At 54.8% G+C, this 26,718-nt stretch carries 15 protein-coding genes; 14 read left to right on the top strand and 1 reads right to left on the bottom strand.

Annotated elements, in window-relative coordinates; all coding sequences use genetic code 11:
* The first annotated feature begins 15 nt into the window (after positions 1-15).
* The 14 genes from BM040_RS07200 (at position 16) to BM040_RS07130 (ending at position 25,084) form a co-directional block, all read left to right on the top strand.
* The gene (locus tag BM040_RS07200) at positions 16-1,554 is read left to right on the top strand and encodes a sulfatase family protein (RefSeq protein ID WP_217646761.1); all 1,539 of its coding nucleotides are present in this window, start codon (positions 16-18) and stop codon (positions 1,552-1,554) included.
* Positions 1,555-1,910: 356 nt separating this feature from the next.
* A complete protein-coding gene (locus BM040_RS07195) occupies positions 1,911-4,433 on the top strand; it encodes a glycoside hydrolase family 84 protein (RefSeq protein ID WP_092099833.1) in 2,523 nt (840 codons plus the stop codon).
* A gap of 70 nt (positions 4,434-4,503) precedes the next feature.
* Positions 4,504-6,135, top strand: a complete 1,632-nt coding sequence (locus BM040_RS07190; RefSeq protein WP_092099832.1) for a beta-N-acetylhexosaminidase — start codon at positions 4,504-4,506, stop codon at positions 6,133-6,135.
* Positions 6,136-6,355: 220 nt separating this feature from the next.
* Entirely contained in the window at positions 6,356-8,053 is a 1,698-nt protein-coding gene (locus BM040_RS07185) for a beta-N-acetylhexosaminidase (RefSeq protein ID WP_092099831.1), read from the top strand.
* Positions 8,054-8,144: 91 nt separating this feature from the next.
* The gene (locus BM040_RS07180) at positions 8,145-9,680 is read left to right on the top strand and encodes a sulfatase (protein ID WP_092099830.1); all 1,536 of its coding nucleotides are present in this window, start codon (positions 8,145-8,147) and stop codon (positions 9,678-9,680) included.
* 39 nt (positions 9,681-9,719) lie between these two features.
* Positions 9,720-11,270: an alpha-L-fucosidase gene (locus BM040_RS07175; protein ID WP_245756127.1), complete on the top strand. Its 1,551-nt coding sequence runs from the start codon at positions 9,720-9,722 to the stop codon at positions 11,268-11,270.
* Positions 11,271-11,708: 438 nt separating this feature from the next.
* Positions 11,709-14,033, top strand: coding sequence for a glycoside hydrolase family 20 protein (locus BM040_RS07165; protein WP_217646724.1), 2,325 nt, complete (start codon positions 11,709-11,711; stop codon positions 14,031-14,033).
* Positions 14,034-14,191: 158 nt separating this feature from the next.
* Positions 14,192-15,634: a glycoside hydrolase family 125 protein gene (locus tag BM040_RS07160; protein ID WP_092099827.1), complete on the top strand. Its 1,443-nt coding sequence runs from the start codon at positions 14,192-14,194 to the stop codon at positions 15,632-15,634.
* Positions 15,635-15,851: 217 nt separating this feature from the next.
* A complete protein-coding gene (locus BM040_RS07155) occupies positions 15,852-16,829 on the top strand; it encodes an isoaspartyl peptidase/L-asparaginase family protein (RefSeq protein ID WP_092099826.1) in 978 nt (325 codons plus the stop codon).
* Positions 16,810-17,562 carry a copper homeostasis protein CutC gene (locus BM040_RS07150; protein ID WP_092099825.1) on the top strand — a complete coding sequence of 251 codons (753 nt, stop codon included), beginning with the start codon at positions 16,810-16,812 and terminating at the stop codon, positions 17,560-17,562. Before BM040_RS07155 ends, BM040_RS07150 begins: the two co-directional genes overlap by 20 nt.
* A gap of 516 nt (positions 17,563-18,078) precedes the next feature.
* The gene (locus BM040_RS07145) at positions 18,079-19,929 is read left to right on the top strand and encodes an alpha-L-fucosidase (RefSeq protein ID WP_092099824.1); all 1,851 of its coding nucleotides are present in this window, start codon (positions 18,079-18,081) and stop codon (positions 19,927-19,929) included.
* A gap of 269 nt (positions 19,930-20,198) precedes the next feature.
* Positions 20,199-22,511 carry a family 20 glycosylhydrolase gene (locus tag BM040_RS07140; protein WP_092099823.1) on the top strand — a complete coding sequence of 771 codons (2,313 nt, stop codon included), beginning with the start codon at positions 20,199-20,201 and terminating at the stop codon, positions 22,509-22,511.
* 330 nt (positions 22,512-22,841) lie between these two features.
* Positions 22,842-23,993, top strand: a complete 1,152-nt coding sequence (locus BM040_RS07135) for a carbohydrate-binding family 9-like protein (protein WP_092099822.1) — start codon at positions 22,842-22,844, stop codon at positions 23,991-23,993.
* Positions 23,990-25,084: a family 10 glycosylhydrolase gene (locus tag BM040_RS07130; RefSeq protein ID WP_092099821.1), complete on the top strand. Its 1,095-nt coding sequence runs from the start codon at positions 23,990-23,992 to the stop codon at positions 25,082-25,084. The genes BM040_RS07135 and BM040_RS07130 overlap by 4 nt, the downstream gene beginning before the upstream one ends.
* Before the next feature lie 949 nt (positions 25,085-26,033).
* Here BM040_RS07130 and BM040_RS07120 read toward each other — a convergent pair.
* Entirely contained in the window at positions 26,034-26,717 is a 684-nt protein-coding gene (locus tag BM040_RS07120) for a 2'-5' RNA ligase family protein (protein WP_092099819.1), read from the bottom strand.
* Between the last annotated feature and the right edge of the window lies 1 nt (position 26,718).

The raw sequence follows: 26,718 nt of genomic DNA, 5'->3' as shown, positions 1-26,718 counted from the left end.
TAATTTTCGTTTATGATGAAGCAAGTACTCTTACTCATGGCGGCATTTGTGTGGAGCTTTGCAGCTTCGGCCCAAACGCCAGCAAAGAAGCCCAACATCGTCATCATCGTGTCCGACGACCACGCCTTTCAGGCCATCAGCGCCTACGGCGGCAACCTGATGCAAACGCCCAACATCGACCGCATTGCCAAGGAAGGAGCCACCTTCAACAAGGCCTACGTGACCAACTCGATTTGCGGGCCGAGCCGCGCCGTTATCCTGACGGGCAAGTATAGCCACAAAAACGGGTTTAAGGACAACGAAAACTCCCACTTCGACGGCAGCCAGAACAGCTTCATCAAGGAGCTGGGCAAAGGCGGCTACCAGACGGCATGGGTGGGCAAGTGGCATCTGGAGAGCGACCCGCAGGGCTTCGACTACTGGAAAATCCTTCCGGGACAAGGGCACTACTTTAACCCCGACTTCATCAACATGGACGGCAGCCGCGAGCGCATCGAGGGCTACGTGACCAGTATCACCGAGGACGTGGCCGAGGAGTGGCTCGAGGGCCGCGACAAGAGCAAGCCCTTTGCCTTGGTTATCGGCCACAAGGCCACGCACCGCACCTGGATGCCGGACCTGGACGATATGGGCATGTTCGATGATAAAACCTTCCTGCTGCCAGCCAACTTCTACGACAACTACACCAACCGCGAGGCGGCCCGCGTGCAGGACATGACCATCGACAAAACGATGATTATGGGCTACGACCTGAAGATGTACCCGGATTATGACAACCTGAAAGAGGGCAACATCGTGCGCATGAATGCAGACCAGCGGGCCCGGTTCACGGCGTACTACAAACCCATCTACGACGACCTGATGGCGCGCAACCTGCAGGGCAAGGAACTGGTGGAGTGGAAGTACCAGCGCTACATGCGCGACTACCTGGCCACAGCCGCCTCGCTCGACCGCAGCATCGGCCGCACCTTGGATTACCTGGACAGGAACGGCCTGGCCGATAACACCATCGTGATTTACATGTCGGACCAGGGCTTCTACATGGGCGAGCACGGCTGGTTCGACAAGCGCTTTATGTACGAGGAGTCCTTCCGCACGCCGATGGTGATGCGCTACCCGGGCGTGGTAAAGCCGGGCACTACATCAGAGCACTTCGTAATGAACCTCGACATCGCCCCGACCATGCTCGATGCCGCCGGCGTGGCTATCCCGAAAGATATGCAGGGCGAGTCGTTCCTGCCGCTGCTGACCAGCAAGAAAGCCAAGGGCCGCGAGGCGATGTACTACCACTACTATGAGAACGGCGAGCACGCCGTCTCGCCGCACTTCGGCATCAAGACGGGCCGCTACAAGCTCATCCGTTTCTACAAAAGGGTAGAGGGCTGGGAGCTGTACGACCTGCAGAAAGACCCGAGCGAGATGAACAACCTCTACGGCAAGAAAGGCTACGAGAAAATCACCGCCAAGCTCAGAAAGCAGCTGGATGGCCTGATCCAAAAGTATGAGGACGATGGAGCCAAAGAACTACTGGCTAAAGAGGGCGGGAATCTGTAAAAGTATAATCTATCCAATAAGTTACTGCTGCTGGCGCGAGTTTGCAACTCGTGTCCTCCTATAAAGTCGGGTTTGTAACCCGACTGGGCTGAAAGCCCAAACAGTGGCAGGAGGCTTTGCCAACAGCAGGCGAGGTACAAAGACAATTATACTTATGGCGCGAGCGTCCTCGCTTGTGACCGGCAATAGTTGGGCCTCCCCGAGACTGCGCCCGGGACAGGCCGGCCCAGTCGGGTTACAAACTCGACATCATACCAAGGCACAAGTTTAAAACTTGCGCCAAGTAAAGAATAAAAGTATAATCTCTCCTGACCTTTCTAAGTCAGGAGAGACCAATAGCAACAAACTACACCATAATGATCACCCTTTTCCAACGCAGCCTGGCTGCATTTATACTTCTTATTTCCTTCGCTGCGACGGCGCAGCAAATTGTGCCGCAGCCGCAGCAGGCAAGTATCAGCCAACAGCGTTTCACGCCAGCCTACTATTACAAGGTAAGTGGCCTGAAAAAGGACCCGGCAACTCTAGAGTTGCTTAGTACCATTGTGCCAGTAGAGGGAAAAGGAAAATCGCTGCCGCTGAAGGTAAAGAAACTGAAGAAGGAGGAGGGGCCGCTGCAGCGCTCGGGTGCCTATAAGCTGGAGGTGAAGCCGGAAGGGATAAGTATAGAAGCTCCTGACGAGCGTGGGGTTTTCTACGCCGTGCAGACGCTGTCGCAGTTGGTGCAGCAAGGGGCCGACGGAAGTATAACCTTGCCCGAGGCTACCATCACCGACTACCCGGATGTGGCCTATCGCGGTACGGTGGAAGGCTTCTACGGTGAGCCCTGGAGCCACCAGGACCGACTGGAGCAGCTACGCTTTTACGGCAAACTCAAACTGAACACCTACATCTACGGTCCCAAGGACGACCCCTACCACTCCTCCCCGAACTGGCGCAAGCCATACCCCGAGCAGGAGGGGCAGCAGCTAAAAGAGGTGGTACAGGAAGCAAAACGTAACAAAGTGGATTTCGTGTGGGCCATCCATCCAGGTAAAGACATCCAGTGGAACCAGGCCGACAGCAGCGCCATCATCACCAAGTTTAACCAGATGTATGACCTGGGCGTGCGCGCCTTTGCCGTCTTCTTCGACGATATCTCGGGTGCCGGAACGGATGCCAAAATGCAGGCGAATATGCTCAACTTCATCCAGCGGCAGTTCATCAACCAGAAAAAAGACGTAGCCCCGCTGATTATGTGCCCGACCGAATACAACAAGGGTTGGGCGAACAAAGAGCCGGGTACCTACCTGGACATCCTGGGCGAACAGCTCGACCCGGCCATCCACGTGATGTGGACAGGCAACACCGTGGTACATGACATCACCAAAGAAGGACTGGAGTGGGTGAACAAGCGCATCCAGCGGCCGGCCTATGTGTGGTGGAATTTCCCAGTGAGCGACTACGTGCGCAACCACTTGTTGATGGGGCCTTCTTATGGCATCGATACTGAGGCGGTGCACGATATGTCGGGCTTTGTGACCAACCCGATGGACAAGGCCGAGGCTTCGAAGGTGGCGATTTTTGGCGTGGCTCTGTATAGCTGGAACATGAAAACCTATGACCCGCAGCAGGCCTGGGAAGCAGCCAACCAGTATGTGATGCCGGAGGCGCCGGAGGCTTTCCGCACCTTCAACGCCCATAACAGCGACCCTGGCCCTAACGGGCACCGCTACCGCCGCGATGAGTCGGTGGAGATAAAGCCCTACATCCATACTTTCCTGGAGACTTACAGAGACGGGCTGCACCCTTCAGTGGCGGAAGTGAGCAGGCTAAAGCAGGAGTTTGAACGTATAGCCAAGGCCCCTGCCGAAATTAGAAGCAAGAGCCAGAACAAGCGTCTGGTAGAGCAACTGGAGCCATGGCTGCTTCAGTTTGAGCTGCTGGGCAAAGCCGGTACTCATACGCTGGATATGGTGGACAGTCGCATCAACCTGAACCCTGCCGCTGCCTGGGCAAACTACCTGCGTGTAGAGGCTGTGTTGGATAGTATGGCGACGGTGGATGCCACGCTGAACCTGAACCCCTACCAACCAGGTGTTAAAACCGGCTCGCTGGTGCTGACGCCTTTTGTGGAGGAAGTCTTCAAAATTACCGGGAACCACTTCCTGGGCGGTAACCAAAATATAGCCAGTGCCGACGCCTCTGCCAGCTATAGCCAATCCCAGCGATTGGCGAACCAACCGCTGCTGGTGAACAACAAGGGGATTGCTTATTCGCCTATGCTGGAGGTAGCCTACCTGGATAGCGCCGAGTACATTGGTCTAAAACCGTCTGCGGCACTGCAGGCGCAGGCTTTATACTTTAACCTGAGCAACAACGACCTGCTGAGCTGGGGTGTTTTCGAAACCTCCAAAGACGGCAAAGTGTGGACGAAAGCCGAAGCCACCGCAGAGCGCGGCAAAGGAAGTATAAACCTTGCCGACCAAAGTATAACGTATGTGCGCTTCCGCAACGCCTCCGACAAACGCCAGAACTTTTACCTGAAGGAGTTTCGCCTGGAGGTGAAGCCGGCAGCCGGCGCGAACGAGTCTGTTTTTGCCCACGACAAAAGTATAAACACCTACCAAACGCTCACGAGCCAGCAGCCGGTAACGGTTACACTGCCTAAGGAGCTGAGGGGAGCAGGCCTCGTGATACTTTTAAAGAACGACGGCGCCAAGTATACCATCACCGCACCTGGCCGAAACGGAAGGCAGCAGACCATTTACAGCGGCAACCGCCCCTACATCGAGCTGGATAGCAGCAAACTGAAAAATGTATCGAAGCTAACTTTCGCCACGGAAAGCCAGCAGCCAGTGCGCATCTACGAACTGGTAAAGCAGGAGCCGGCCAGCTAAGCCGGAATCATACGTTGAAATCAACCTGACAATACAGCAAGCAACCTATACCTTTGATAAATTCTCTCTTATGAAGAAACTCTTTTACCTAATCCTCCTGGTTTGCATCGCCGCCTTCGATACCGGTGCGCAGGGCCTGAACATCATCCCAAGGCCCAACAAAATAGAGCTGGCAAAAGGGCAGTTTACCCTTAGTAACGCTAAAACCATTCAGTATACTTCCGGGGCAGAGAAGGAAGCTGCTTTCCTGAAAAACGCCTTGCAGGAGAAGTATAAATTGAACCTGTCAACCAATGCCGGCAAAGGAAAGAAGAACACCATCAGCCTGGAGCTGGATAAAAAGCTGTCCAAAGACCTGGGCAAAGAAGGGTATAGACTGACTGCCACGCCAACACAGGTAACCATCAAGGCGGCCACGGAAGCGGGTATCCATTACGGCATCCAGAGCTTGCTGCAGGCTATCCATACTTCTGAAGGCAAATTTATGCCTGCCGTTGCCATCGAAGACGTTCCCCGTTTCGAGTGGCGCGCCCTGCACCTGGATGAGGCCCGTCACTTTAAAGGAAAAGAGGAGGTAAAGCTGCTGCTGGATGAGATGGCCCGCCTGAAGATGAACACTTTCCACTGGCATTTGGTGGACGACCAGGGCTGGCGCATCGAGATCAAGAAATACCCGAAACTGACGGAGATTGGCTCGGTTAGAAAGAGCACGGCCGTTGGCGAGAAGAAGTGGAACAGCAACAAGCAGTCCGGGGAGCCGCACAGCGGGTTCTATACCCAGGAAGAAATCAAAGAACTCGTAGCCTATGCTGCCGAGCGCCACATAAACGTGGTGCCGGAAATCGAGATGCCGGGCCACGCCAGCGCTGCCATTGCCGCTTACCCTTGGTTGGGCACAGAAAATCAGAAGATTGAGGTACCGGTAAAATTCGGCCGCTTCTACGACATCTACGACGTGACCAACCCGAAAGTGCAGGAGTTCCTCCAGGACGTGCTGCAGGAGGTGTTCGCGCTGTTTCCTTCCAAGGTAATTCACATTGGCGGGGATGAAGTAGGGTATGAGGCATGGGAGAAATCGGAGAAGGTAAACGCTTACATGAAGGAGCACGGCATTAAGACCTACGCCGATTTGCAGGTGCATTTCACCAACAACATCTCGAAGTACATTGAGCAGAACGGCCGCCGCATGATGGGCTGGAATGAAATCATGGGCATCAACATCCACCCGGATTTTGAGGAGAAAAAAGCAGACGCCGACGCTGAGACCGAGCTGGCCAAAAACGTGGTGGTGCACTTCTGGAAGGGCGACGTGGAGCTAATTAAGCAGGCTGCCTCCAAAGGCTACCAGCTGGTGAACTCGCTGCACTCGATGACCTACCTGGACTATGACTACCGTTCAATCCCGTTGCAGAAAGCCTACAGCTTTGACCCGATTCCGCAGGAGCTGGCCAAAGAATACCATAAGAACATCATCGGCACCGGCTCTCAGATGTGGAGCGAGTGGATTCCGACGCGCGGCGAGATGCACTACCAGTTGTTTCCGCGCCTGGCTGCTTATGCCGAAGTAGGCTGGACGCAGCCACAGAACAAGAACTACGAGCAGTTCCGGCAGGCCCTGCTGCCGCTGTTGAAAGTATGGGAGGCTAGGGGCATCCATTTCGCCCCGCTTTCAGACGCGGAAGAACAAAAGAAGAACCAGTAATTTTTTAGACAAAGGATTTTTTGACAAAGGACAAAAGACAAGGGATATACTAAGTATAGTTGCAGCATACCGATGTCCCCCTTGGAAGGGGGTAGGGGGATGACAGGCTACCGAAAGGCCAGGCTATTCGCAACTTTTACACTTTAATCACCCTTTGTCCTTTGTCAAAAAAGTCCTTTGTCCAGAAACGGATTTATACTTTTAGCTTACCCTACACCACATGAAAAACAGGCCAACCCTACTGGTTTTATACTTTCTGCTCGGGCTTATACTTCCGCTGCAGGCGCAGCAGGTGAATATTATTCCGCAGCCGGTTAGCCTGGAACTGAAGGAGGGCTATTTTATACTTGATGCGCAAACCTCCATCCAGTTTAAGCGGGGGAACAAAGAGCTAGCCGCCCTGGCCGCATACTTTGCCAACCATGTAAAAGAGGTGTCCGGCTATACCTTGCCCCTGAATAAAAAGAAGGCAAAAGCCATCCGGTTTGAGCTGACAAGTATGGCAGACCTGGGAGCGGAAGGGTACAGGTTGAACGTATCGCCGGAAGCTATTCTGATTCAGGGCAGTACCAGGGCTGGGGTATTTTACGGACTGCAGTCGCTGATACAGACGCTGCCTGCCGTGCGCACCAACCAGGCGCTGCAGGTGCCGGCCATGGAAATCACGGACGAGCCACGCTTCGGCTGGCGCGGCATGATGCTGGACGTGAGCCGCCATTTCTATACAGTGGAAGCCATCAAGGAATTCATCGACCTGCTGGCCCTCTACAAGATGAACACTTTCCACTGGCACCTGACCGACAACGAGGGCTGGCGGCTGGAAATCAAGAAGTACCCGAAATTAACTTCCGTAGGTGCCTGGCGCCAGGAGATTCCGGGCAGTGTATACTATAAAAAGGATTCTACCTACCAGCAGCCTCTAACCGGCAAACCTTATACTTACGGCGGCTACTATACCCAGGAGCAGGCTAAAGAGGTGGTGGCCTATGCCATGGCGCGCAACATTACCGTGATTCCTGAAATTGATATTCCCGGCCACTCCGGCGCGGCGCTCACGGCTTACCCGGAGTTTTCCTGCGAGCGGCACCAGCAACAGGCGCCCAACTCCGCGCTTTGGAACGGCGTGATAGACCCCTTGCAGGTGAACCTGAATTACTGCGCCGGCAACGACAGCGCTTTCCTGTTTTTGCAGGACGTGCTGCAGGAGGTCATGGCGATTTTCCCATCCGAGTACGTGCACATTGGCGGCGACGAGGTGGACAAATCTTATTGGAAGAAGTGCCCGCGCTGCCAGGCACGCATGGCGGCAGAAGGATTAAAGAACGAAGAGGAGCTGCAGAGCTACTTCATCAAACGCATGGAGCAATACCTGCTGGCGCACAACAAAAAGCTCCTGGGCTGGGACGAGATTCTGGAAGGCGGCCTGGCCCCGACTGCTACCGTGATGAGCTGGCGCGGCGAAAAAGGCGGCATTGCTGCTGCCAAACAGGGGCACAACGTGGTGATGACACCCAGCGACCCGCTTTATTTTAACCGCTACCAGGCCGGCCCGGAAGGCGAGCCCTTTGCAGCCAGGTACTCCATTAACACGCTGGAGAAAGTGTACAAGTACAACCCGCACCCGGAAGAGTTAACAGCAGAAGAGCGCAAGCTTGTGCTGGGCGGGCAGTTTGCCATCTGGACTGAATTTGTCTCCTCGGTAGAGCACCTGGAGTACCTGCTCCTGCCGCGCATGCCGGCCCTTGCCGAAGCCCTCTGGACACCGCTGGAGAAGAAAGATTTTAACAGTTTTGTGAACCGCCTGAACAGCTGGCATTTTCCGGGGTGGGAGGCGAAAGGCATTCGCTTCCACCGGCAATACTACCAAAGCCGCACGCATGAGGGTAACCGGGAGGTGGTACAAAAGCCGGTGAATTAGAGCGTCGCGTTATCATCTATATTTAAGAGAAACCGGCAGGAAAGCAGTAAGGAGGTGATGTGTACTTCACCTGCGCTTTACATAGTTAAACATGAAGAGACTCTTTGTATGCATCACCCTTATACTTGCTGCCCTGGCCACCCAGGCGCAGCAGCGGCCTAACATTGTGGTGTTTCTGGTTGATGATATGGGTTGGATGGATACCTCGGTGCCCTTTGCCGGCAAAGTATACCCGCTGAACAAGCGTTACCACACGCCTAACATGGAGCGCCTGGCCCGGGAGGGGATGAAGTTTACGAATGCTTATGCCGCGCCGGTCTGCACGCCCTCGCGGGTAAGTATGATGACGGGAATGAACGCAGCGCACCATGGCGTGACGAACTGGACCATGCCCTTCAAGGACCGAAACTCCGACACGCCGGATGAGCAGCTGGATGTTGCCCCCTGGAACAAGTATGGGCTGAGTCCGGTAGCGGGCCTGCCGCATACGGTACATGCCAGGCCTTTGCCGCAGCTGCTCAACGAGGCCGGCTATATGACCATCCATGTTGGTAAGGGGCATTGGGCCACGCCGGGCACGCCGGGGGCTAACCCTTACAACCTGGGCTTCATCGTGAATGTGGCCGGACACGTAGCGGGCCGCCCACTCAGCTACCTGGGCGAGCAGAACTATGGCAACATCCAGGGCAAGCCCTACGACATCCACGCCGTGCCGGACATGGCCGAGTACTTCGGCTCGGATACTTACCTGACGGAGGCCATCACGCGGGAGGCCCTGAAAACCCTGGAGGCGCCCATCCGCAACCAGCAGCCCTTTTTCCTGCACCTGGCGCACTTTGCCCTGCACGACCCTTACGACCCGGACAAGCGCTATTTGCAGAAATACCTGGACGCAGGCCTGCCCCAGACCGAGGCTATCTACGCCAGTATGGTGGAGGGTATGGACAAGAGTCTGGGTGATGTGCTGGACTACCTGGAGAAAAAAGGCGTGGCCGGTAATACCATACTTCTTTTTATGAGCGACAACGGCGGCCTGAGTCTGGCCTATGCCGGTCGGGGCGAAGCCCACACGCAAAACCTACCGCTCAAGGCTGGTAAGGGTTCGGTTTATGAAGGAGGCATCCGGGTGCCGATGCTGGTGAAATGGCCCGGTGTGGTAAAGCCTGCTTCGGTTAATCCCACGCCTGTCATCATCGAGGATTTCTTCCCAACTATCCTGGAAATGGCGCAGGTGGGAAAGTATAACCTGGTGCAAAACGTGGACGGCCAAAGCGTTGTGCCTTTGCTGAAATCACCCTATAAAAAGCCTGCAGACCGTGCCCTTATCTGGCACGTGCCTAACAAGTGGACGCAGGAAGATGGCCCCGGCATCAATTACAAAAGCGCTATCCGCGAAGGCGACTGGAAACTGATTTACCACCAGCGCAACGGCAAAATGGAGCTCTACAACCTGAAAACAGACCTGGGCGAGACGACCGACCTGGTCACCAAACACCCTAAGCGCGTGAAGGAATTGGCCACCAAATTAGGTCAGCAACTGCGGGCCTGGGAGGCACCCATGCCCAGCTTCAAGGGCACAGGAAAGCCGGCGGCTATGCCCGACGAAGTGCTGCAAAGTATAAACTGACAAGTGTCATCTACAAGTAACTCTTACCCATACATGCAAATGAAAAAAATAACGACAAGCATTCTTGCTCTTCTGCTAGCAGTCGCAACACCGGCTCTTGCTCAGGAGGCAGGCGAAAAGGCTAACTACTTTATCATCCAGCCAGGCGAAACAGAGGCTGATATCATTCGTAAGGCAGCCAATGTGGTGCCTACGCCGCGCCAGCTGCGCTGGCAGCAACTGGAGCTGACGGCCTTTTTCCACGTCGGTGTGAACACGTTTACCAACCGCGAGTGGGGCACCGGTAAGGAAGACCCGGCCATCTTCAACCCCTCGCAGCTCGACGCCCGCCAGTGGGTGCGTGTGGCTAAGGAAGCCGGCATTAAGCAGGTGATTCTGACGGCCAAGCACCACGACGGCTTCTGCCTGTGGCCGACGGCCACTACGGAGCACTCGGTAAAGAACAGTCCTTGGAAAAACGGGCAGGGCGATTTGATGAAAGACGTGGCCGAGGCTTGCAAAGAGTATGGCATTGGCTTTGGCGTTTACCTCTCGCCCTGGGATATGAACTCGCCGGTGTATGGCTCCGACGCTTACAACGACCTGTTCATCGAGCAACTGACGGAGCTTTTGACCAACTACGGGCAGATAGACGAAGTATGGTTTGACGGCGCCAACGGCGAAGGACCGAACGGGAAGAAGCAAGTATATGATTTTGACCGCTGGTACCAGCACATCCGCAAGCTGCAACCTACGGCCACTATCGCCATTATGGGTCCGGACGTACGCTGGGTAGGCACTGAGACTGGCTATGGCCGCGAGACAGAGTGGAGCGTGGTGCCGGCCGACAACCTGGACCAGAACTCCGTGGCGGCGAACTCGCAGCAGGCAGTGGCTTTTAAGCCTACCGGTGATATGCGCGGTGAGGTGCTGGGCGGACGCGAGCAAATCCGCAACGCCAAGGGGCTGGTGTGGTACCCGGCTGAAACCGACGTGTCTATACGTCCGGGCTGGTTCTACCATCCTGCCGAAGATGACAAAGTAAAGTCGCCGGAGAAGCTGCTGGACATTTACTACAGCTCGGTGGGCCGCAACGGCGTCCTCCTGCTCAACATCCCGCCAGATACCAGAGGGCTCATCCATGAAAACGATGTGAAGGCGCTTCAGGGCTGGAAAAAGCTCATTGATGATACCTTTACCCAAAACCTGGCACAGGGCGCCAAAGTGAAGGTATCGGGCAAGAACAAGAAGGCTATGCTCGACGGCAAGTATGACACGCACTTCACCACCAAATCCGAGAAAGACACCACCGCTGTAATTGAGTTGCAGCTAAAAGGCGCGCAGACTTTTGATGTACTGATGCTGCAGGAAAATATCAGTGTAGGGCAGCGCGTTGAGAAGTTTGTGTTCGAGTACTGGAAAGACGGCCAGTGGCAGAAAGCAACCGAGGGCACCACCATCGGTTACAAGCGCCTGCTCCGCTTCGAGCCGATAACTACCAACAAAGTGCGCCTGCGCATCGAGTCGTCGAGGCTGAATCCGACTATCTCGGAAATCGGCCTCTTCAAGAATGCACTTGAAGGCATGGCTATTTCAGCAAATGAGCATTAGGAAGGTATAAAGTATAAAATTCAGGTTGCGATAAACCCACCCCCGCCCCTCTGAGGAGGGGAATTCGGGAAACTCGCTTGTTATGGCGCGAGCGTCCACGCTCGTGACGGGCTATCGTTGGGCCTCCGGGCCCAGTCGGATTTCAAATCCGACCTCATAGTAAGGCACGGGTTGCAAACCCGCGCCAGCAAGTGGGGAAGGAAACAGCCCTGCTCCGAGGAGGGGAATTATACTTACAGAAAAGACCCCCTTTGAAGGGGGTAGGGGGATGATAATCGCTCCAGAATTCCCCGCCTTGGAGGGGCAGGTTTCCACCTTCATCAAATGAGCGAGTTTTAAAGTATAAAACCTACTGGCACCAGCATAGCAAGTATAGCAGCATACCACTTTTATACTTACACGACACAAACAATAACCACAAAGCCTAAAGTGTCCCTTTTGGCAAAAGACTACACTACCATGATTAAGAAGCTCACCCTTCTACTAGCATTTTTCTTTCCCTTTCTGGCGCTGGCCCAGCAGCCGGTTAGTATCATCCCGCAGCCGGTTAGTGTGCAGCGCAGCGAAGGCCACTTCACTATCGACGGCCATACTTCCATCCACCTGGTAAACGGGAAAAAGGAGTTGAAGCCTGCGGCCGAATTTCTGGCGGCGCGAGTTAAGGAAATCTCCGGTTACGACCTGCCTATCAAAAACCGGAAAGGCAAAGCCATCAAACTGTCCATTGAAAGTATAAACAGCCTCGGTGAGGAAGGATACCAGCTGCAGGTAACGCCATCTGAGATAAGTATAAAAGCCAACTCCAAGGCCGGAATTATATACGGCATGCAGTCGGTGCTGCAAACTCTGCCTGCCGTGCGCACCAACGCGGCGCTGCAGGTACCGGCCATGACCATCACCGACTACCCGCGCTTTACCTGGCGCGGCATGCACCTGGATGTGAGCCGCCATTTCTTCTCGCCTGAGGCCGTGAAGCAGTACATCGACCTGATGGCCACCTACAAGCTCAACAGGTTCCACTGGCACCTGATAGACGATCCAGGCTGGCGCATCGAAATCAAGAAGTATCCGAAGCTGACCGATGTGGCTGCCTGGCGTGTGGACCATACCGATAAGCCCTGGGATACCAGGCCGCAAGCCAAACCGGGCGAGGAACCCACCTACGGCGGCTACTATACCCAGGAGCAGCTCAAAGATATTGTGGCCTATGCTGCCCAGCGTAATGTCACCATCGTGCCGGAAATCGAGATGCCGGGGCACGTGGCCTCTGCCATCGCCGCCTACCCGCACCTGAGCTGCAGCGGCAAGGAACAGCTGCCGCTTACGGGCGGGGATTATACGAACATGTCGTCTAACTACTGCCCGGGCAACGAGGAAGTGTTTACTTTTCTGGAGGATGTGCTCGATGAGGTGGTGGCGCTGTTTCCGGGGCAGTACGTGCACATCGGTGGTGATGAGGTAGACAAAGCAGGCTGGAAAAAGTGCCCCAAGTGCCAGCAGCGCATGGCCGACGAGGGCCTGAAGGATGAGGAGGAGCTGCAGAGCTACTTTATCAAGCGCATGGAAAACTACCTGCTCACCAAAAATCGCCGCATCATTGGCTGGGATGAGATTCTGGAAGGCGGGCTGGCCCCGCAGGCAACGGTGATGAGCTGGCGCGGCGAGAGCGGCGGCATCGAGGCAGCTAAGATGGGCCACGATGTAATCATGACACCCGGCTCCCCGGTATACTTCGACCACTACCAGGCAGGTCCGGAAGGAGAGCCGCTGGCCAACGGCGGTTTCAACACACTGAAGAAAGTATACGACTACGAGCCTATTCCGAAAGAGCTGACCGAAGCAGAGGCCAAGCACGTGCTGGGCGCCCAGGCTAACCTCTGGACCGAATTTATCACCACGGCCTCGTACGTGGAGTACATGGTGCTGCCCCGCATGCTTGCCCTGGCCGAAGTAGTATGGTCGCCGAAAGAAAGCCGCGATTGGGTGAGCTTTAACCAGCGCCTGCAGCCCCAATTCAGGGCCTTCGACCAGAAAGGGCTCAACTATTCCAAAGGCAACTTCACCGTGGATATCAAACCAAGCTCAGAGGGTGGGAAGCTGCTGGTGACGCTCTTCACAGAGGCAGTAAACGGTGATGTATACTATACCCTGGATGGTTCGGAGCCTACGACGCAAAGTATAAAGTATGCGCAGCCCATCCAGATTGACTCCTCGGTGGTGCTGAAAGCGGTGACGGTGGTGAACAGCAAGGTGATGGGCCAGAAACCGGCGGAGCAATCGTTCAGCATGCACCAGGCCGTGGGCCGTGAAGTGAAGTATGAAAACCCGGTAAGCAAGCACTACATGGCCGATGGCCCGAACTCCCTGACCGACGGGGTGCGCGGCCGGCATGCCGTGGGCAAGTACTGGCACGGCTTCAGCGGCCGGGACATGGTGGCGACGATTGATTTAGGCGAGACCAAGTCCATCTCCAACATCACGCTGGGTTGCCTGCAGCACTACCGCGACTGGATCATGATGCCGACCGCCGTGAAGTTTGAGGTCTCTGCTGATGGGAAGAATTTTAAGGAAGTAAGTACAGTGAAGAACCCGGTTTCGCCCGACGCGCAGGAGGCCACCATGCACGATTTCAAGGCTGCGTTTCCGGGGCAGAAGGCCAGGTATGTGCGGGTTACCGCTTACCACCTGAACGCGCTGCCCAAAGGCCATAACGGTGCCGGTCAGCCCGCCTGGCTTTTTGTCGATGAGATTGTAGTAAGGTAAGTATCAATGTTTAACCAGAGAAAGGGCGCAAGCGTCTGAGTATGTCCTAAGATATGTCATACTTATCGCTGCCGTGGCGCTACACTTTCGCCCTTATTCCATATATTTAAGAACTGAAAATTTACTGATCATCTGATCAAAGGAATTATAAAATACCCATGCCTACAAGAAGAGATTTTGTTAAAACCAGCGCCCTTGCGACAGCCGGTATCGCCGCGACAGGTTTTTCGTTTATGTCGTTTGCCCAGAAGGATAAGTTTGTGAGCCAGCGCCCGGAGGTGTCTAAACGCCATTTTACCAGCAAGGCGGTCGAGAAAACCATCAAGGATGTAAAAAAGAGCATCGCCGATAAGGAGCTTGCCTGGATGTTCGAAAACTGCCTCCCAAGCACCCTCGACACCACCGTGACCTACCAGGAGAAAAACGGTCGGCCGGATACGTATGTGATTACGGGCGATATTGACGCCATGTGGCTGCGCGACAGCTCGGCGCAAGTATGGCCCTACCTGGCACTGATGGACAAGGACAAGCCGCTGCAAAAACTGATTGCCGGCGTTATCAACCGCCAGACCAGCTACATCATCAAAGACCCGTACGCCAACGCTTTCTACGACGACCCGACGAAGGAAGGGGAGTGGGCCAAAGACCTGACCAAGATGCAGCCCGGCATCCACGAGCGTAAGTGGGAAATCGACTCGCTGTGCTACTCCATCCGCTTGGGCTACCACTACTGGAAAGCCTCCGGCGACACCGATCCGTTTGATGCGGAGTGGGAAAAGGCCATGCGCCTGGTGGTGCAAACCTTTAAAGAGCAGCAGCGCAAAGAGGGCAAAGGACCTTACAAGTTTCAGCGCGTAACCGGCTGGCAAACCGACACGGTGGCGGGCTCCGGCTACGGCAACCCCATCAAGCCGGTAGGCCTGATCTGCTCTACTTTCCGCCCCTCGGACGACGCCACGATTTACCTGTTCCTGGTGCCGGCCAACTTCTTTGCCGTTACCTCGCTGCGCCAGCTGGCCGAGATGAGCGAGAAAATCAAGAAGAACAAAACCTTTGCCGCCGAGTGCACCGCCCTGGCTGACGAGGTGGAGAAAGCCCTGAAGGAGTATGCCGCTGCCGAGCACCTGAACTATGGCAAAGTGCACCCGTTTGAGGTGGATGGCTACGGCAACAAGCTGTACATGGACGACGCCAACGTGCCAAGCCTGCTGGCGCTGCCATACCTAGGCTGCTGCTCCGTAGACGATCCGATTTACCAGAATACCCGCAAGTTTGTGCTGAGCGAGGATAACCCCTGGTACTTCAAAGGCAAATATGGCCAGGGCATCGGCGGGCCGCACACCGGTTTTGACCTGATCTGGCCGATGAGCATCATTATGCAAGCCATGACGAGCAAGTCGGAAGACGAGATAAAGCAGTGCCTGCAGATGCTGAAGAACACGCACGCCGGCACCGGCTTCATGCACGAGTCGTTCCACAAGGATGACCCGTCGAACTTTACCAGAAAGTGGTTTGCCTGGGTAAACACCCTGTTCGGAGAGCTGATTCTGAAGCTCCACGCCGAGCGTCAGCACCTGTTAAAAGCACAATACAAAGTATAAACCCACCCCTTGCCTTTTCTGAGGAGGGGAGGAGGACGAGAAAAACTGTTGAACACCCATTGTCATTCTGGAAGAAACTTGGTGGAAGGGAGGTTAAGCTTATGCTACCAGCCACCAAGATCCTTTCAGGATGACAAAAGGACAAACCTCCGACTCCTCCTGGAAGAATAACTATAACTGGTATTAAGCTGCACCCATAACCGCAACAACCTATAACATGAGCACCAGACGAAAATTCATAAAACTATCTGCCCTCGGCGCTGGCCTGCTGGGCGGCGGCTTCCAGTATGCGAGCGCCTTTGCCGGCTCGCTGGGAACGGCAAAAAGAAACAGGCCTGTGGTGATTTCTACCTGGAACCACGGCATACCGGCTAACGCCGCAGCCTGGGAGATCCTGAAGAAAAAGGGCACAGCGCTGGATGCCGTGGAAGCAGGCGTACGCGTACCCGAGGCCGACCCGGAAGTGCGCACTGTGGGTTACGGCGGCTACCCCGACCGGGAGGGCCATGTAACCCTGGATGCCTGCATCATGGACAAAGACAGCAACTGCGGCGCGGTGGCGTTTCTGGAGCACATCAAGCACCCGATTTCGGTAGCCCGCAAGGTGATGGAAGACACCCCGCACGTGATGCTGGTAGGAGAGGGAGCCCTGCAGTTCGCCTTAGAGAAAGGCTTCAAGAAAGAAAATCTCCTGACGCCGGAATCCGAAAAAGACTGGAAGAACTGGCTGAAGGAATCCAAGTATAAGCCGGTCATTAACATCGAAAACCACGACACCATCGGCATGCTGGCCCTGGACGCAAACGGTGACCTGGCCGGAGCCTGCACCACGAGCGGTGCCGCCTACAAAATGCACGGCCGCGTGGGCGACTCCCCCATCATCGGGGCCGGCTTGTTTGTGGACAATGAAGTAGGAGCCGCTACGGCTACCGGCTTGGGCGAGGCAGTTATCCGCATGGTGGGCAGCCACCTGGTGGTGGAACTCATGCGTCAGGGTAACTCGCCGGAGCAGGCTTGTAAACTAGCCGTAGATCGTATCATAGCCAAGCACAAAGACGTGAAAGACCTGCAGGTAGGCTTTATCGCGCTCAACAAGAATGGGGAATACGGCGGTTACTGCATCCACAAGGGATTCAACTATGCTGTGCAGGATAAATCGGGAGTGAAGCTGCTGGATGGAAAGAGCAAGTTCTAAACCGCTGCTGGAGATCTGCATCGAGTCGGTGGCCTCGGCTATTGCTGCCGAGCAGGGAGGCGCCCAGCGCGTGGAGCTGTGCGACTACCTGGCCGGTGGTGGCACTACGCCCAGCGCGGGTATGATTGAGGTAGTGCGTCAAAGTATACGCATCGGCCTGCACGTGCTCATCCGTCCGCGCCGTGGCGACTTTTTGTACTCCCCGGCCGAGTTTGAGGTGATGAAGCGTGATATACAGCTTTGCCGCCAATTAGGGGCAGACGGAGTCGTGATTGGGGCACTGACGAAAGACGGAAGTATAGACGTGGCCGGCACGCAGCAGCTGATAGAAGCAGCGGAAGGTATGAGCATCACCTTCCACCGCGCCTTCGACCGGGCAGCCGACCCTTACAAGGCCCTGGATGATTTGCTGCAACTGAACGTGCACCGCCTGCTCACGTCCGGCCAGCAGGAAACGGCCCTGCAAGGTGCCGGCCTCATCCGGGAGCTGCGCGAGCGCTCTGAAGGCAAACTCATCATCCTGCCCGGCGGCGGCGTAACTCCCGACAATGTGCGGGAATTGGTTGCTAAAACCGGTGTGCAGGAAGTACATGCGTCGGTGCGAAAATCCGTGGACAGCGACATGGTATACCGCAAAGACCAACCGGCTATGTCCAGTAACCGCGTGCTCTCCGAGTTCGAGCAACTGGTGGCTGATGTGGAGCAGGTGCGGGCGTTAGGTGCTGGTTGGTAGTTATTGGTTAGTAGTTGTCAGGTGCAGTTGCTGGCAAGACTATCATTTCGACGAGAGGAGAGGGAGCTTTTAGTAGTACCGGGTCAAACCACCCCTACCCCTCCTTAGCTAAGGAGGGGAGCTCTGTTCAAGTTGCATTAGCAGCAGCTATCGGCCTTATCCCAGCCTTTGGGTTGAGCGCCTTGTAGATTTCCGGTGCCGCTGTGGCGGCATTGCGACCGAAGGGTAGCAAAGGAAATGTACACCGCGCGATGCCTGAAGGCGAGGCCTCCCGGCCTGGGAGGGAGCCTAAGCCAGAGGTGCAACTTTAGGCAAGTAGGGCTGGAGGATGAACAGCAGCTAGTAAGGATAGCTTGGTTCAAGCAGAAGGAAGCAGGAGCTAGGAAAGTATAAACTAGCAAGTATAAAGTATAGCCAAAGTATAAACCTGGCTCGTGCGGATGACAAATCCGTCATTCTATACTTTCGGATTGTTAATCCGGAAGCGCGGGATAAAAAAAGTATAGCTCAAGTATAATGATAAACAAGTACAAACTATTACTCATCTTTCTCTTCGTGCTGAGCGGCAACTTCGCCTCCGCACAAGCTAAAAAAGCCACTCCGCAGGACAGCACCAAAATGCAGTGGTTCGGCGATGCCAAGCTCGGTATCTTCATCCACTGGGGCATTTACGGCGTGAACGGCATTCCGGAATCGTGGTCGTTTTTCAACAACTACATCAGCCACGAAGATTACATGAAGCAACTCGACGGCTTCACGGCAGACAAGTATAAACCGGAGGAATGGGCTAAACTTATTAAGGAATCCGGCGCGCGTTATTCGGTTATCACCACCAAGCACCACGATGGTGTAGCGCTGTGGGATACCAAGATGGGCGGCATCACCACCAAAAAGCACACGCCGGCTAAGCGCGACGTGCTCACGCCCTTTGTAGACGCGCTGCGCAAGGAAAACCTGAAAGTAGGCTTTTACTACTCGCTGCCTGACTGGAGCTACGCCGACTATGACGTGTTCACACGCGCCAAAAAACGCTACTCGATAACAGAGGAGCCTCGCCGCTGGAAGAAGTTTCTGAACTTCTATCAGGGGCAACTCCGCGAGCTTTCCAAAAACTATAACCCGGACCTCTATTGGTTCGACGGCGACTGGGAGCACAGCGCTGAGGAGTGGGAGTCAGAGAAAGTGCGCCAGATGCTGCTGGGCCACAACAAAAATGTGATTATCAACTCGCGCCTGAACCACTACGGCGATTACGCCACGCCAGAGCAGGGTGTGCCTGTGGTGCGTCCGCAGGATAAGTACTGGGAGCTTTGTCTGACCATGAACGACTCTTGGGGGCACTCGCCGCACGACCATCATTACAAGAGCCCAAACCAGGTCATCCGCACCTTCGCCGACTGCATCAGCAACGGCGGTAACCTGCTGCTCGACATAGGGCCAAAGCCGGACGGCACCATTCCGCAGGAGCAGGTGGCCATCCTGAAAGAGCTGGGCCGCTGGACAAATAAGCACGAAGAAGCGATTTTCGGAACGGTGGCCGGTATTCCGCAGGCGCACTTCCACGGCTACTCCACGCTGGCCAAAGACGGCAAAACTTTATACTTGTTCGTGGAGAACCAGGGAGCTGAGTCGGTGCGCGTGCAGGGGCTGGGCACACCGGTTAAAAGTATAAAAGTGGTGGGCAGCAAGGCTGCAGCCAAGTATGAGCAGCAGGGCAACACCACCTATATCCAAGTGCCTGCCAACGCCTACGATGAGCAGCTAACTGTACTGGCTTTGTCGTTTGAGCAACCCCTGAAACTGGCTTCGCCAGCGCCAGCCAAAATAGAACTGGCTCAGTTGCAGAAGGCTGGCAAGCTGGATGCCACGCAGCGCAACCGCACCATCCGCCAACTGGCTGATAATCTGCAGGCGGGTCAAAACCCGTTCCAGAACACTGCTTTACAGCCTGATGGCACGGAGGTGAAACAGCTCAAATTGGCTGATGCGGGCGTGGAGCGCTGGGTGAAAAAGCACGCCGAAACCATGTACAAAGCCAACCCGGGTCTGCCGGAGGGACATTACGAAGGAAACACATCGCTTTCTGAAGACAAGCAGACGCTATACTTATTCGTAGAGGGTAAGCCGACCGGCCCAATCGCCATCAAGGGAATCAAAAATAAGCTGCACCGTATCCGGGTGGTGGGCAATGGTACTTTGCTGGGCCACGAAATCTTCAACAAGCAGTACTGGAGCGAAATCCCCGGCATTGCCTACATCGACGTGCCGCACGACCTGCTGGACGAGGACCTGACTGTTATCGCTGTACTGCTTGATGGCCCGGTGTCGCTCTACCGTGAGGAAGTAAAGCCGATTGAGAGTAATTAGAAATACTTAACCCACCCCTCCCAAGAGACAGAGGTGGGTTTCAGAAGTATTATAGCGCGAGCGTCCTCGCTCGTGCTGAGTATAGGGGTGGCCTCTGGCCGCTGTTTCTACTAAATGGGCCAGAGGCCCCACGATAGCCGGTCACGAGCGAGGACGCTCGCGCCATGCATCTCAGACAGCAGTAACAGCTCTACCTGCAAACCAAACTTAAGAGTGACGCTGCAAAACAGCATCACTCAACACAGCTTACGCTTTTATACTTACATATTATGTTCAAACACTACCTTTACGCCCTACTTTTCACAGTTATTTTTCTTGGGGTGCAAACCTTGTCAACGGCGCAAACCCTCGACCCGAAGTACCCCCTGATTCCGTACCCAAGCTCACTGACCCCGCAGCAGGGCAGCTTTACCATCACCTCCAAAACCAAGCTGGTGCTGCCCAAGGAGAGCATTTTTAAGAACGAGGCCGAGCAGCTGCAATACCTGCTTTCCGGTAGCCTGGGCAAAAAGCTGAAAGAGGCAAAGAAAGCCTCCGCCAATTCCATTGTTTTCCAGTACGACCAAAGTATAAACACACCCGAAGGCTACCGCCTGAGCATCACGCCGAAGCAGGTAGTACTATCGGCGAAGGAATCGGCAGGCATGTTCCGGGCAGTGCAGACGCTGCGCCAACTGCTGCCGGCAAGTATAGAGCAGCAGGCAGCGCAGGCGCAGCTTATACTTCCGGCCCTGCAGATTCAGGACGAGCCGGTGTATGGCTGGCGCGGCATGCACCTGGACGTGAGCCGCCACTTCTTCACGACCGATTACCTGAAGAAGTTCATCGACCTGATGGCGCTTTACAAGTTTAACAAGCTGCACCTGCACCTGACCGACGACCAGGGATGGCGCATCGAAATCAAAAAGTACCCGAAACTGACCGAGGAAGGCGCATGGCGCACCTTCAACAACCACGACCGCGACGTGATTGCCCGTTCCAAAGAGAACCCGGATTTTGCCCTGGACGAGCGCCACGTGGTGCAGAAAAACGGGCAGACGATGTATGGCGGCTTCTATACGCAGGAGGAGATGAAGGACATCATCGCCTACGCTGCTGCCCGCCACATCGAAATCATCCCTGAAATTGACATGCCCGGCCACATGAAGGCCGCTATTGATGCCTACCCGTTCCTGACCTGCGGCGAATCGGGTTGGGGCGAGACGTTCTCCGTGCCGATTTGCCCGTGCAAGGAGAGCACCTATGAGTTTGCCGAGAACGTGTTCAACGAGATTATCGCGCTGTTCCCGAGCCAGTACATCCACCTGGGTGCCGACGAGGTGGAGAAAACCACCTGGGCCAACTCCGCCGGTTGCCAGGAGTTGATGAAGCGCGAGGGCCTGAAAAACGTGGAGGAGCTGCAGAGCTACTTTATTTACCGCATGCAAAAGTTCTTCCACTCCAAGGGCAAGACGCTGATTGGCTGGGATGAGATGCTGGAGGGTGGCATTAATTCGGATGCTGTGGTGATGTTCTGGCGCACCTGGGCACCCAATGCCCCACTGCACGCCGCCAGAAACGGCAACAAGGTCATCATGACGCCAAACAGCCCGCTATACTTCGACGGAATACCTGATAAGAAGTCAGTGTATAACGTGTACCATTTCAACGTGGTGCCGAAGGGGCTGAACGCCGAGGAAGCCAAGGCTATATTGGGGGCGCAGGCCAATATCTGGACCGAGTACATCCCCTCCGAGAACCGGGCCGAGTACATGTACATGCCGCGTATGACGGCGCTGGCTGAAGTGGTTTGGTCTGACAAGCGGGATTATGAGTCTTACCTGAAGCGCCTGCAGACACACTACAAACGCCTCGACGCGCTGGATGTAAACTACCGCCTGCCTGACCTGGAAGGTTTTATGGACGTGAACGTGTTCACCGACAAGGCCACGCTGGACATCCCAAAACCACTCGACAACCTGATTATCCGCTACACCACCGACGGCAGCCAGCCCACGACTTCTTCCAAGGTACTGGACAAGCCGCTGACAATTACGGAGACGACCACGCTCAAGATAGCTGCCTTTACACCGGAAGGCTTGAAAGGCGATACCTACACCACCACGTACGAAAAGCAGACGTATGCCAAGGCGGTAGCGGCTAAAAGTACAAAGCCAGGTTTGCAGGCGACCTACTACAAGGCGTCCTTCAAGAATACAGGAGGTATGACCAAGGCCACGCCAACCGGTGTGGCAGAGGTAGCGCAGCTGCAGGTTCCACGTGAGGCACAGGCGCCAAGCTTTGGCGTGCAATTCAGAAGTTACCTGGAGGTGCCGGAAACAGGAATCTATACTTTCTTTTTCACCTGCGACGATGGTGGCGTGCTGCGTATTGCCGACCGCCTGGTAGTGGATAACGACGGTCTGCACCCACCACAGGAGAAAATCGGTCAGGTAGCGCTGGAGAAAGGCTTGCAGCCATTTGCGCTGGATTTTATTGAAGGTGGCGGAGGCTATACTTTGCAGCTTCTTTACAGCAAAGACGGAGGAGAGCCGCAGCCCATTCCGGCCAGCTGGTTTAAGTATGCGCCTGCTGTGCAATAGTATAAAAAGTACATACCGCCAGTTTGAGCGCAGCTGTAACTGGTGGTAAAGTATGGCTGCCAGTTTGTAACTGGCGAAAGTATAGTTCTGATATGTGCCAGTTGCAATCGCCCTTTCGGATTTGCAATCCGAAAGTATAATACCCGCGGATTTGTCATCCGCAAGAGCAAAGGCAATAGCTACTGGCAAGTAAGCGGATTGCAAATCCGCAGTTAGTAGGGTTCCGAATTGCAAATCCGGAACAGCTTCCTACAACCATCAAGTATAAATTCTGCTTTAGCGTCTCTCTTTGATTTTTATAGATAAGGGAGACGCTTTTATACCTTACATATGATAAAGCATTACCTCACCCTTTGGCTGGTACTTTTTGCCGTACTGGCCGCGCAGGCAGAAGATAATCCCTCCGCGAAAGCGAAGCGAAAGGCTAAAACGGCCTCTCCGTTTGCTGGGCTGGAGCACCTGTTCACAGAACCGAAACATTACGTTACCCACTTCACAAAGGAGGCCCCCAATATAGACGGCCACCTCAACGACAAGGTATGGCAGCAAGCTGCCTGGACCGATTTGTTCACCGACATAGAAGGTGACTTAAAACCGGCGCCAACCTATGAGACGCGTGTGAAAATGGCCTGGGATAACGAGCATTTATACATTGCCGCCGAGATGAAAGAGCCGCACGTTTGGGCTAACCTGACGAAGCACGACGAAGTGGTGTTCTACGACAACGATTTCGAAGTATTCATCGACCCAGATAACGACACGCACCAGTATTTTGAGGTGGAGGTGAACGCGCTGAACACCATTTTCGACCTGTTCCTCTCTAAGCCTTACCGCAACAACAACGGCGCCCTGATTGCCTGGGATTTGCATGGGCTGAAGTCGGCAGTGCAGGTGCAGGGCACCCTCAACGACCCGACCGATACCGACGAAGGTTGGACGGTGGAAATGGCTATCCCGTTCCGCTCGGTAACGCTAGGGAATGTTACACGTGTACCCACCGAAGGCACGCTGTGGCGCATCAACTTCTCGCGGGTGCAGTGGGATGTGGATGTGGTAGACGGAAAGTATGTAAAGCGCAAAGGTGAGGACGGAAAGCCGTTGCCGGAGTATAACTGGGTGTGGTCGCCGCAAGGGGTGATTAACATGCACCTGCCCGAGCGTTGGGGATATTTATACTTCAGCCAGCAGCCTTCCGGTGAGCAAAGTATAAATTTCACCATGCCGTACGCCGAGATGCAGAAACAGTACCTGTGGCTGGTGTATTACCGCCAGAAAGAGTATTTTGGGAAGCACGGACGCTACAGTAAATCCTTGAAAGAGCTGGGCCTGAAAAACGGCAAGGTGGAGGTGGAAGGCAAGGCAAACCAGCTGAAACTGGAGGCGGGCACGCTGCAGTTCATGGCCGCCATACAAGGGCCCGACGGCAAAGTATGGAGCATCAACGAAAACGGATTTGTACAAACGATAAAAGGCTTACAATGAAAACAAGAAGATCCTTTCTGAAAGCGGGTGCGCTAGCCGGTCTGGCAGCAAGTATACCTGCGCCTGCTCTAGCCGAACTTGCCACAGCGCCAGCAGCTAAAAACAAACAGCTCAGGCACTGGGTATGGGTAAGGCCCAATAAAGCCGATAAAGAGGCTGAACTGCAGCGCCAGTACAAACGCTTCTACGAGGCAGGTATCCGGGGGATCTTTTTTGAGGCGGATAGCGAGAAGCATTTCCGGGCGGCCAAAGCTAACAAACTGGAGGCCCACCGCTGGATGTGGACCATGAACCGGGGCGAGAAGGAGTTGCTGCAAAAGCACCCGGAGTGGTATGCCCAGAACCGCAAGGGCGAGTCGTGTGCCGACAAGCCGCCGTATGTGGGGTACTACCGCTGGCTGTGCCCTTCCCGCGAGGAGGTGAAGCAGTACCTGGCCGAGGACGTGCGCAACATCCTCAGCAAAGATTACATCGACGGTATCCACCTCGATTATGTACGCTTCTGCGACGTGATTCTGCCGGTGAACCTGTGGAGTGATTATAAGATTGAGCAGACCAAAGAGCTGCCAGAGTACGACTACTGCTACTGTGAGGTGTGCCGCACTAAGTTCAAAGCATGGCGTGGCAAGGCCATCGAGGAACTGGAGTACCCGGAAGCCAGCCTGTCGTGGCGCCTGTACCGCTACAACGCCGTAAATACCATCGTCAACCACCTGGCCGAAGTGGCCAAGGAGAAGAAGAAACCCATCACGGCCGCCGTATTCCCAACCCCGGAGGTAGCCCGCCGCATCGTGCGGCAGGACTGGACCAACTGGAACCTGAACGCGGTGTACCCAATGATTTACCACGGTTTCTACAAAGAGGATGTTCGCTGGATAGGCGATGCCGTGACGGAAGGCGTGCACTTTCTGAATGGGAAATTCCCGCTCTACGCCGGTTTATACTTGCCTGACTTTAAAAGCAACGAAGAACTACAGCAAGGCATCGAAATCGCGCTGGCCAACGGAGCCAAGGGCGTGTCTATCTTCGGTGATGTGAATGAGCAGGTGCTGCAGGCGCTGGAACGCGCCTCGGCCTCGGTGAAGTTGTAGGAAAGTATAAAATCGAGCTGCCAACTGCAGCTCGATTTGTTTCTGCTGGTACTTATCTCCATTACGGAACTTTCCTGGCGCAAGTCTTCAGATTTGTGTCCTGTTATGACGTCGGGTTTGCCACCAGACTGGCTTGAAAAGCCATACTTGCGCTGACCATACTCTATACTTTGTCTGAATCAGGATCTTCAGGATTGAAAGATTAGCAGGATTGCAGTGCCGGGTCCAACCACCCCTTTATCCCCTCCTTAGCTAAGGCGGGGAGTCTGTGATTACTGGTGCGAAAGTATAAGTTTTATAGCTGCAGCTCTCGCGCGGACAGGTCGCGACCTGTCCCTACAAAGTATAAATCCACCCCCACTTGCTGGCGCGGGTTTGCAACCCGTGCCTTTCTATGAGGTCGGATTTGTAATCCGACTGGGCCGGAGGCCCAAGTATAGCGGGCGCCATAACAAGCGAGTTTACCAGAAGGAAATCGCATTGTCCAGAGAGGAGAATGATCTACAGGCGATTCTCATCCCCCTACCCCCTTCAAAGGGGGACTTGGCTGAAGTTGCATAGCAAGTGGCTATCGACCTTAACCCAGCCTTTGGGTTGAGCGCCTCGAGAGATTCCGGTGACGAGCGCAAGCGAGGCAGCCCGAGGTACGAGGGCAGGAAGCGAAAGCAGCGCGATGCCCGAAGGCGAGGCCTCCCGGCCTAGGAGGGCAGAAAGTAGGAGATGAAACGATAGGTATGTAAGTCTGGAGGATGAACTTTAACCGGTAAGGATAACTTGTGACCAGTTGTAGGAAGCGGCGGCTATGAAAGTACAACTCAAAGTATAAAAAGACACGAGCTACAAGCTCGCGCCAGCGAAAGTATAAATCAGGAAGTATAGCCAAAGTATATAAAGGCACAAGCGGATGCTTGCGCCAGAAGAGAGCAGCGGGGGAGAAGCAGCAATACACTTATCCTAACTTAAACCTACCCAACACCTTTACTTTCTCCGCCCGCTGGTACCAATCGTTGTACACCACCTCCAGTTCCTCCACCTCAAAGGTGCCGAAATCATAGGTTCTATAATTCTCCAGTAACCTTAAAAGCTTCTCCGGCTGCTGAACGGGTGCCCTGAACCGGAGTACCGTAGCGTGAGCGGTTTTTAAAGTATAGCGCTGGTCCAAAGACTGCAGCAGCGAGGTGGAGCTAAAGGCGGCGCGTATACTTTCCCGAAGCATCTGCAGGCTGTTGTCCAGTGGGAAGCCCTGTACCATGACAGCTTCTGGGGAGGCGGTGATGCCGTTGATATCAATTTCAAAAGGGCTGGCGTGGTGGGTTATACTTTCCAGCAACTGCACGTAATCCGCTGGTTTTACCGCGCTTAGTGTGAAGCTGGCAGTGCAGGAAATGATAGACAGGATGGTGATGTGCAGATCAGTGTCGGGATAGAAATACTGCTCCGGCGCTACCTGTTGCAGCTCGTCCAGAAAGGCGCGGATGCGCTCTCTTACCTCACAGGAGGGACGCGCCAGCAGGGTGATGCCAAGCCTGTCGTCAGCAGGGTTATCAATCCAGGGATCAAGCTTAAAGCTACCGGCCTCAAAGCCTGCCCGTGATTTCTCCCAAAGCGTGTTATAGTGCGTCTGCAGGTCCATT

The sequence above is a fragment of the Pontibacter chinhatensis genome (assembly GCF_900113285.1).
Classification (GTDB): Bacteria; Bacteroidota; Bacteroidia; order Cytophagales; family Hymenobacteraceae; genus Pontibacter; species Pontibacter chinhatensis.
Note: the sequence above shows the minus strand (reverse complement) of the source record. Positions and strands in the feature narration are given on the sequence as shown.

What these genes read in the sequence shown, in the direction of transcription:
- BM040_RS07200 (WP_217646761.1), top strand. Translation starts at nt 16, where the DNA reads ATGAAGCAAGTACTCTTACTCATGGCGGCATTTGTGTGGAGCTTTGCA.
- BM040_RS07195 (WP_092099833.1), top strand. Translation starts at nt 1,911, where the DNA reads ATGATCACCCTTTTCCAACGCAGCCTGGCTGCATTTATACTTCTTATT.
- BM040_RS07190 (WP_092099832.1), top strand. Translation starts at nt 4,504, where the DNA reads ATGAAGAAACTCTTTTACCTAATCCTCCTGGTTTGCATCGCCGCCTTC.
- BM040_RS07185 (WP_092099831.1), top strand. Translation starts at nt 6,356, where the DNA reads ATGAAAAACAGGCCAACCCTACTGGTTTTATACTTTCTGCTCGGGCTT.
- BM040_RS07180 (WP_092099830.1), top strand. Translation starts at nt 8,145, where the DNA reads ATGAAGAGACTCTTTGTATGCATCACCCTTATACTTGCTGCCCTGGCC.
- BM040_RS07175 (WP_245756127.1), top strand. Translation starts at nt 9,720, where the DNA reads ATGAAAAAAATAACGACAAGCATTCTTGCTCTTCTGCTAGCAGTCGCA.
- BM040_RS07160 (WP_092099827.1), top strand. Translation starts at nt 14,192, where the DNA reads ATGCCTACAAGAAGAGATTTTGTTAAAACCAGCGCCCTTGCGACAGCC.
- BM040_RS07155 (WP_092099826.1), top strand. Translation starts at nt 15,852, where the DNA reads ATGAGCACCAGACGAAAATTCATAAAACTATCTGCCCTCGGCGCTGGC.
- BM040_RS07150 (WP_092099825.1), top strand. Translation starts at nt 16,810, where the DNA reads ATGGAAAGAGCAAGTTCTAAACCGCTGCTGGAGATCTGCATCGAGTCG.
- BM040_RS07145 (WP_092099824.1), top strand. Translation starts at nt 18,079, where the DNA reads ATGATAAACAAGTACAAACTATTACTCATCTTTCTCTTCGTGCTGAGC.
- BM040_RS07140 (WP_092099823.1), top strand. Translation starts at nt 20,199, where the DNA reads ATGTTCAAACACTACCTTTACGCCCTACTTTTCACAGTTATTTTTCTT.
- BM040_RS07135 (WP_092099822.1), top strand. Translation starts at nt 22,842, where the DNA reads ATGATAAAGCATTACCTCACCCTTTGGCTGGTACTTTTTGCCGTACTG.
- BM040_RS07130 (WP_092099821.1), top strand. Translation starts at nt 23,990, where the DNA reads ATGAAAACAAGAAGATCCTTTCTGAAAGCGGGTGCGCTAGCCGGTCTG.
- BM040_RS07120 (WP_092099819.1), bottom strand. Translation starts at nt 26,717, where the DNA reads ATGGACCTGCAGACGCACTATAACACGCTTTGGGAGAAATCACGGGCA.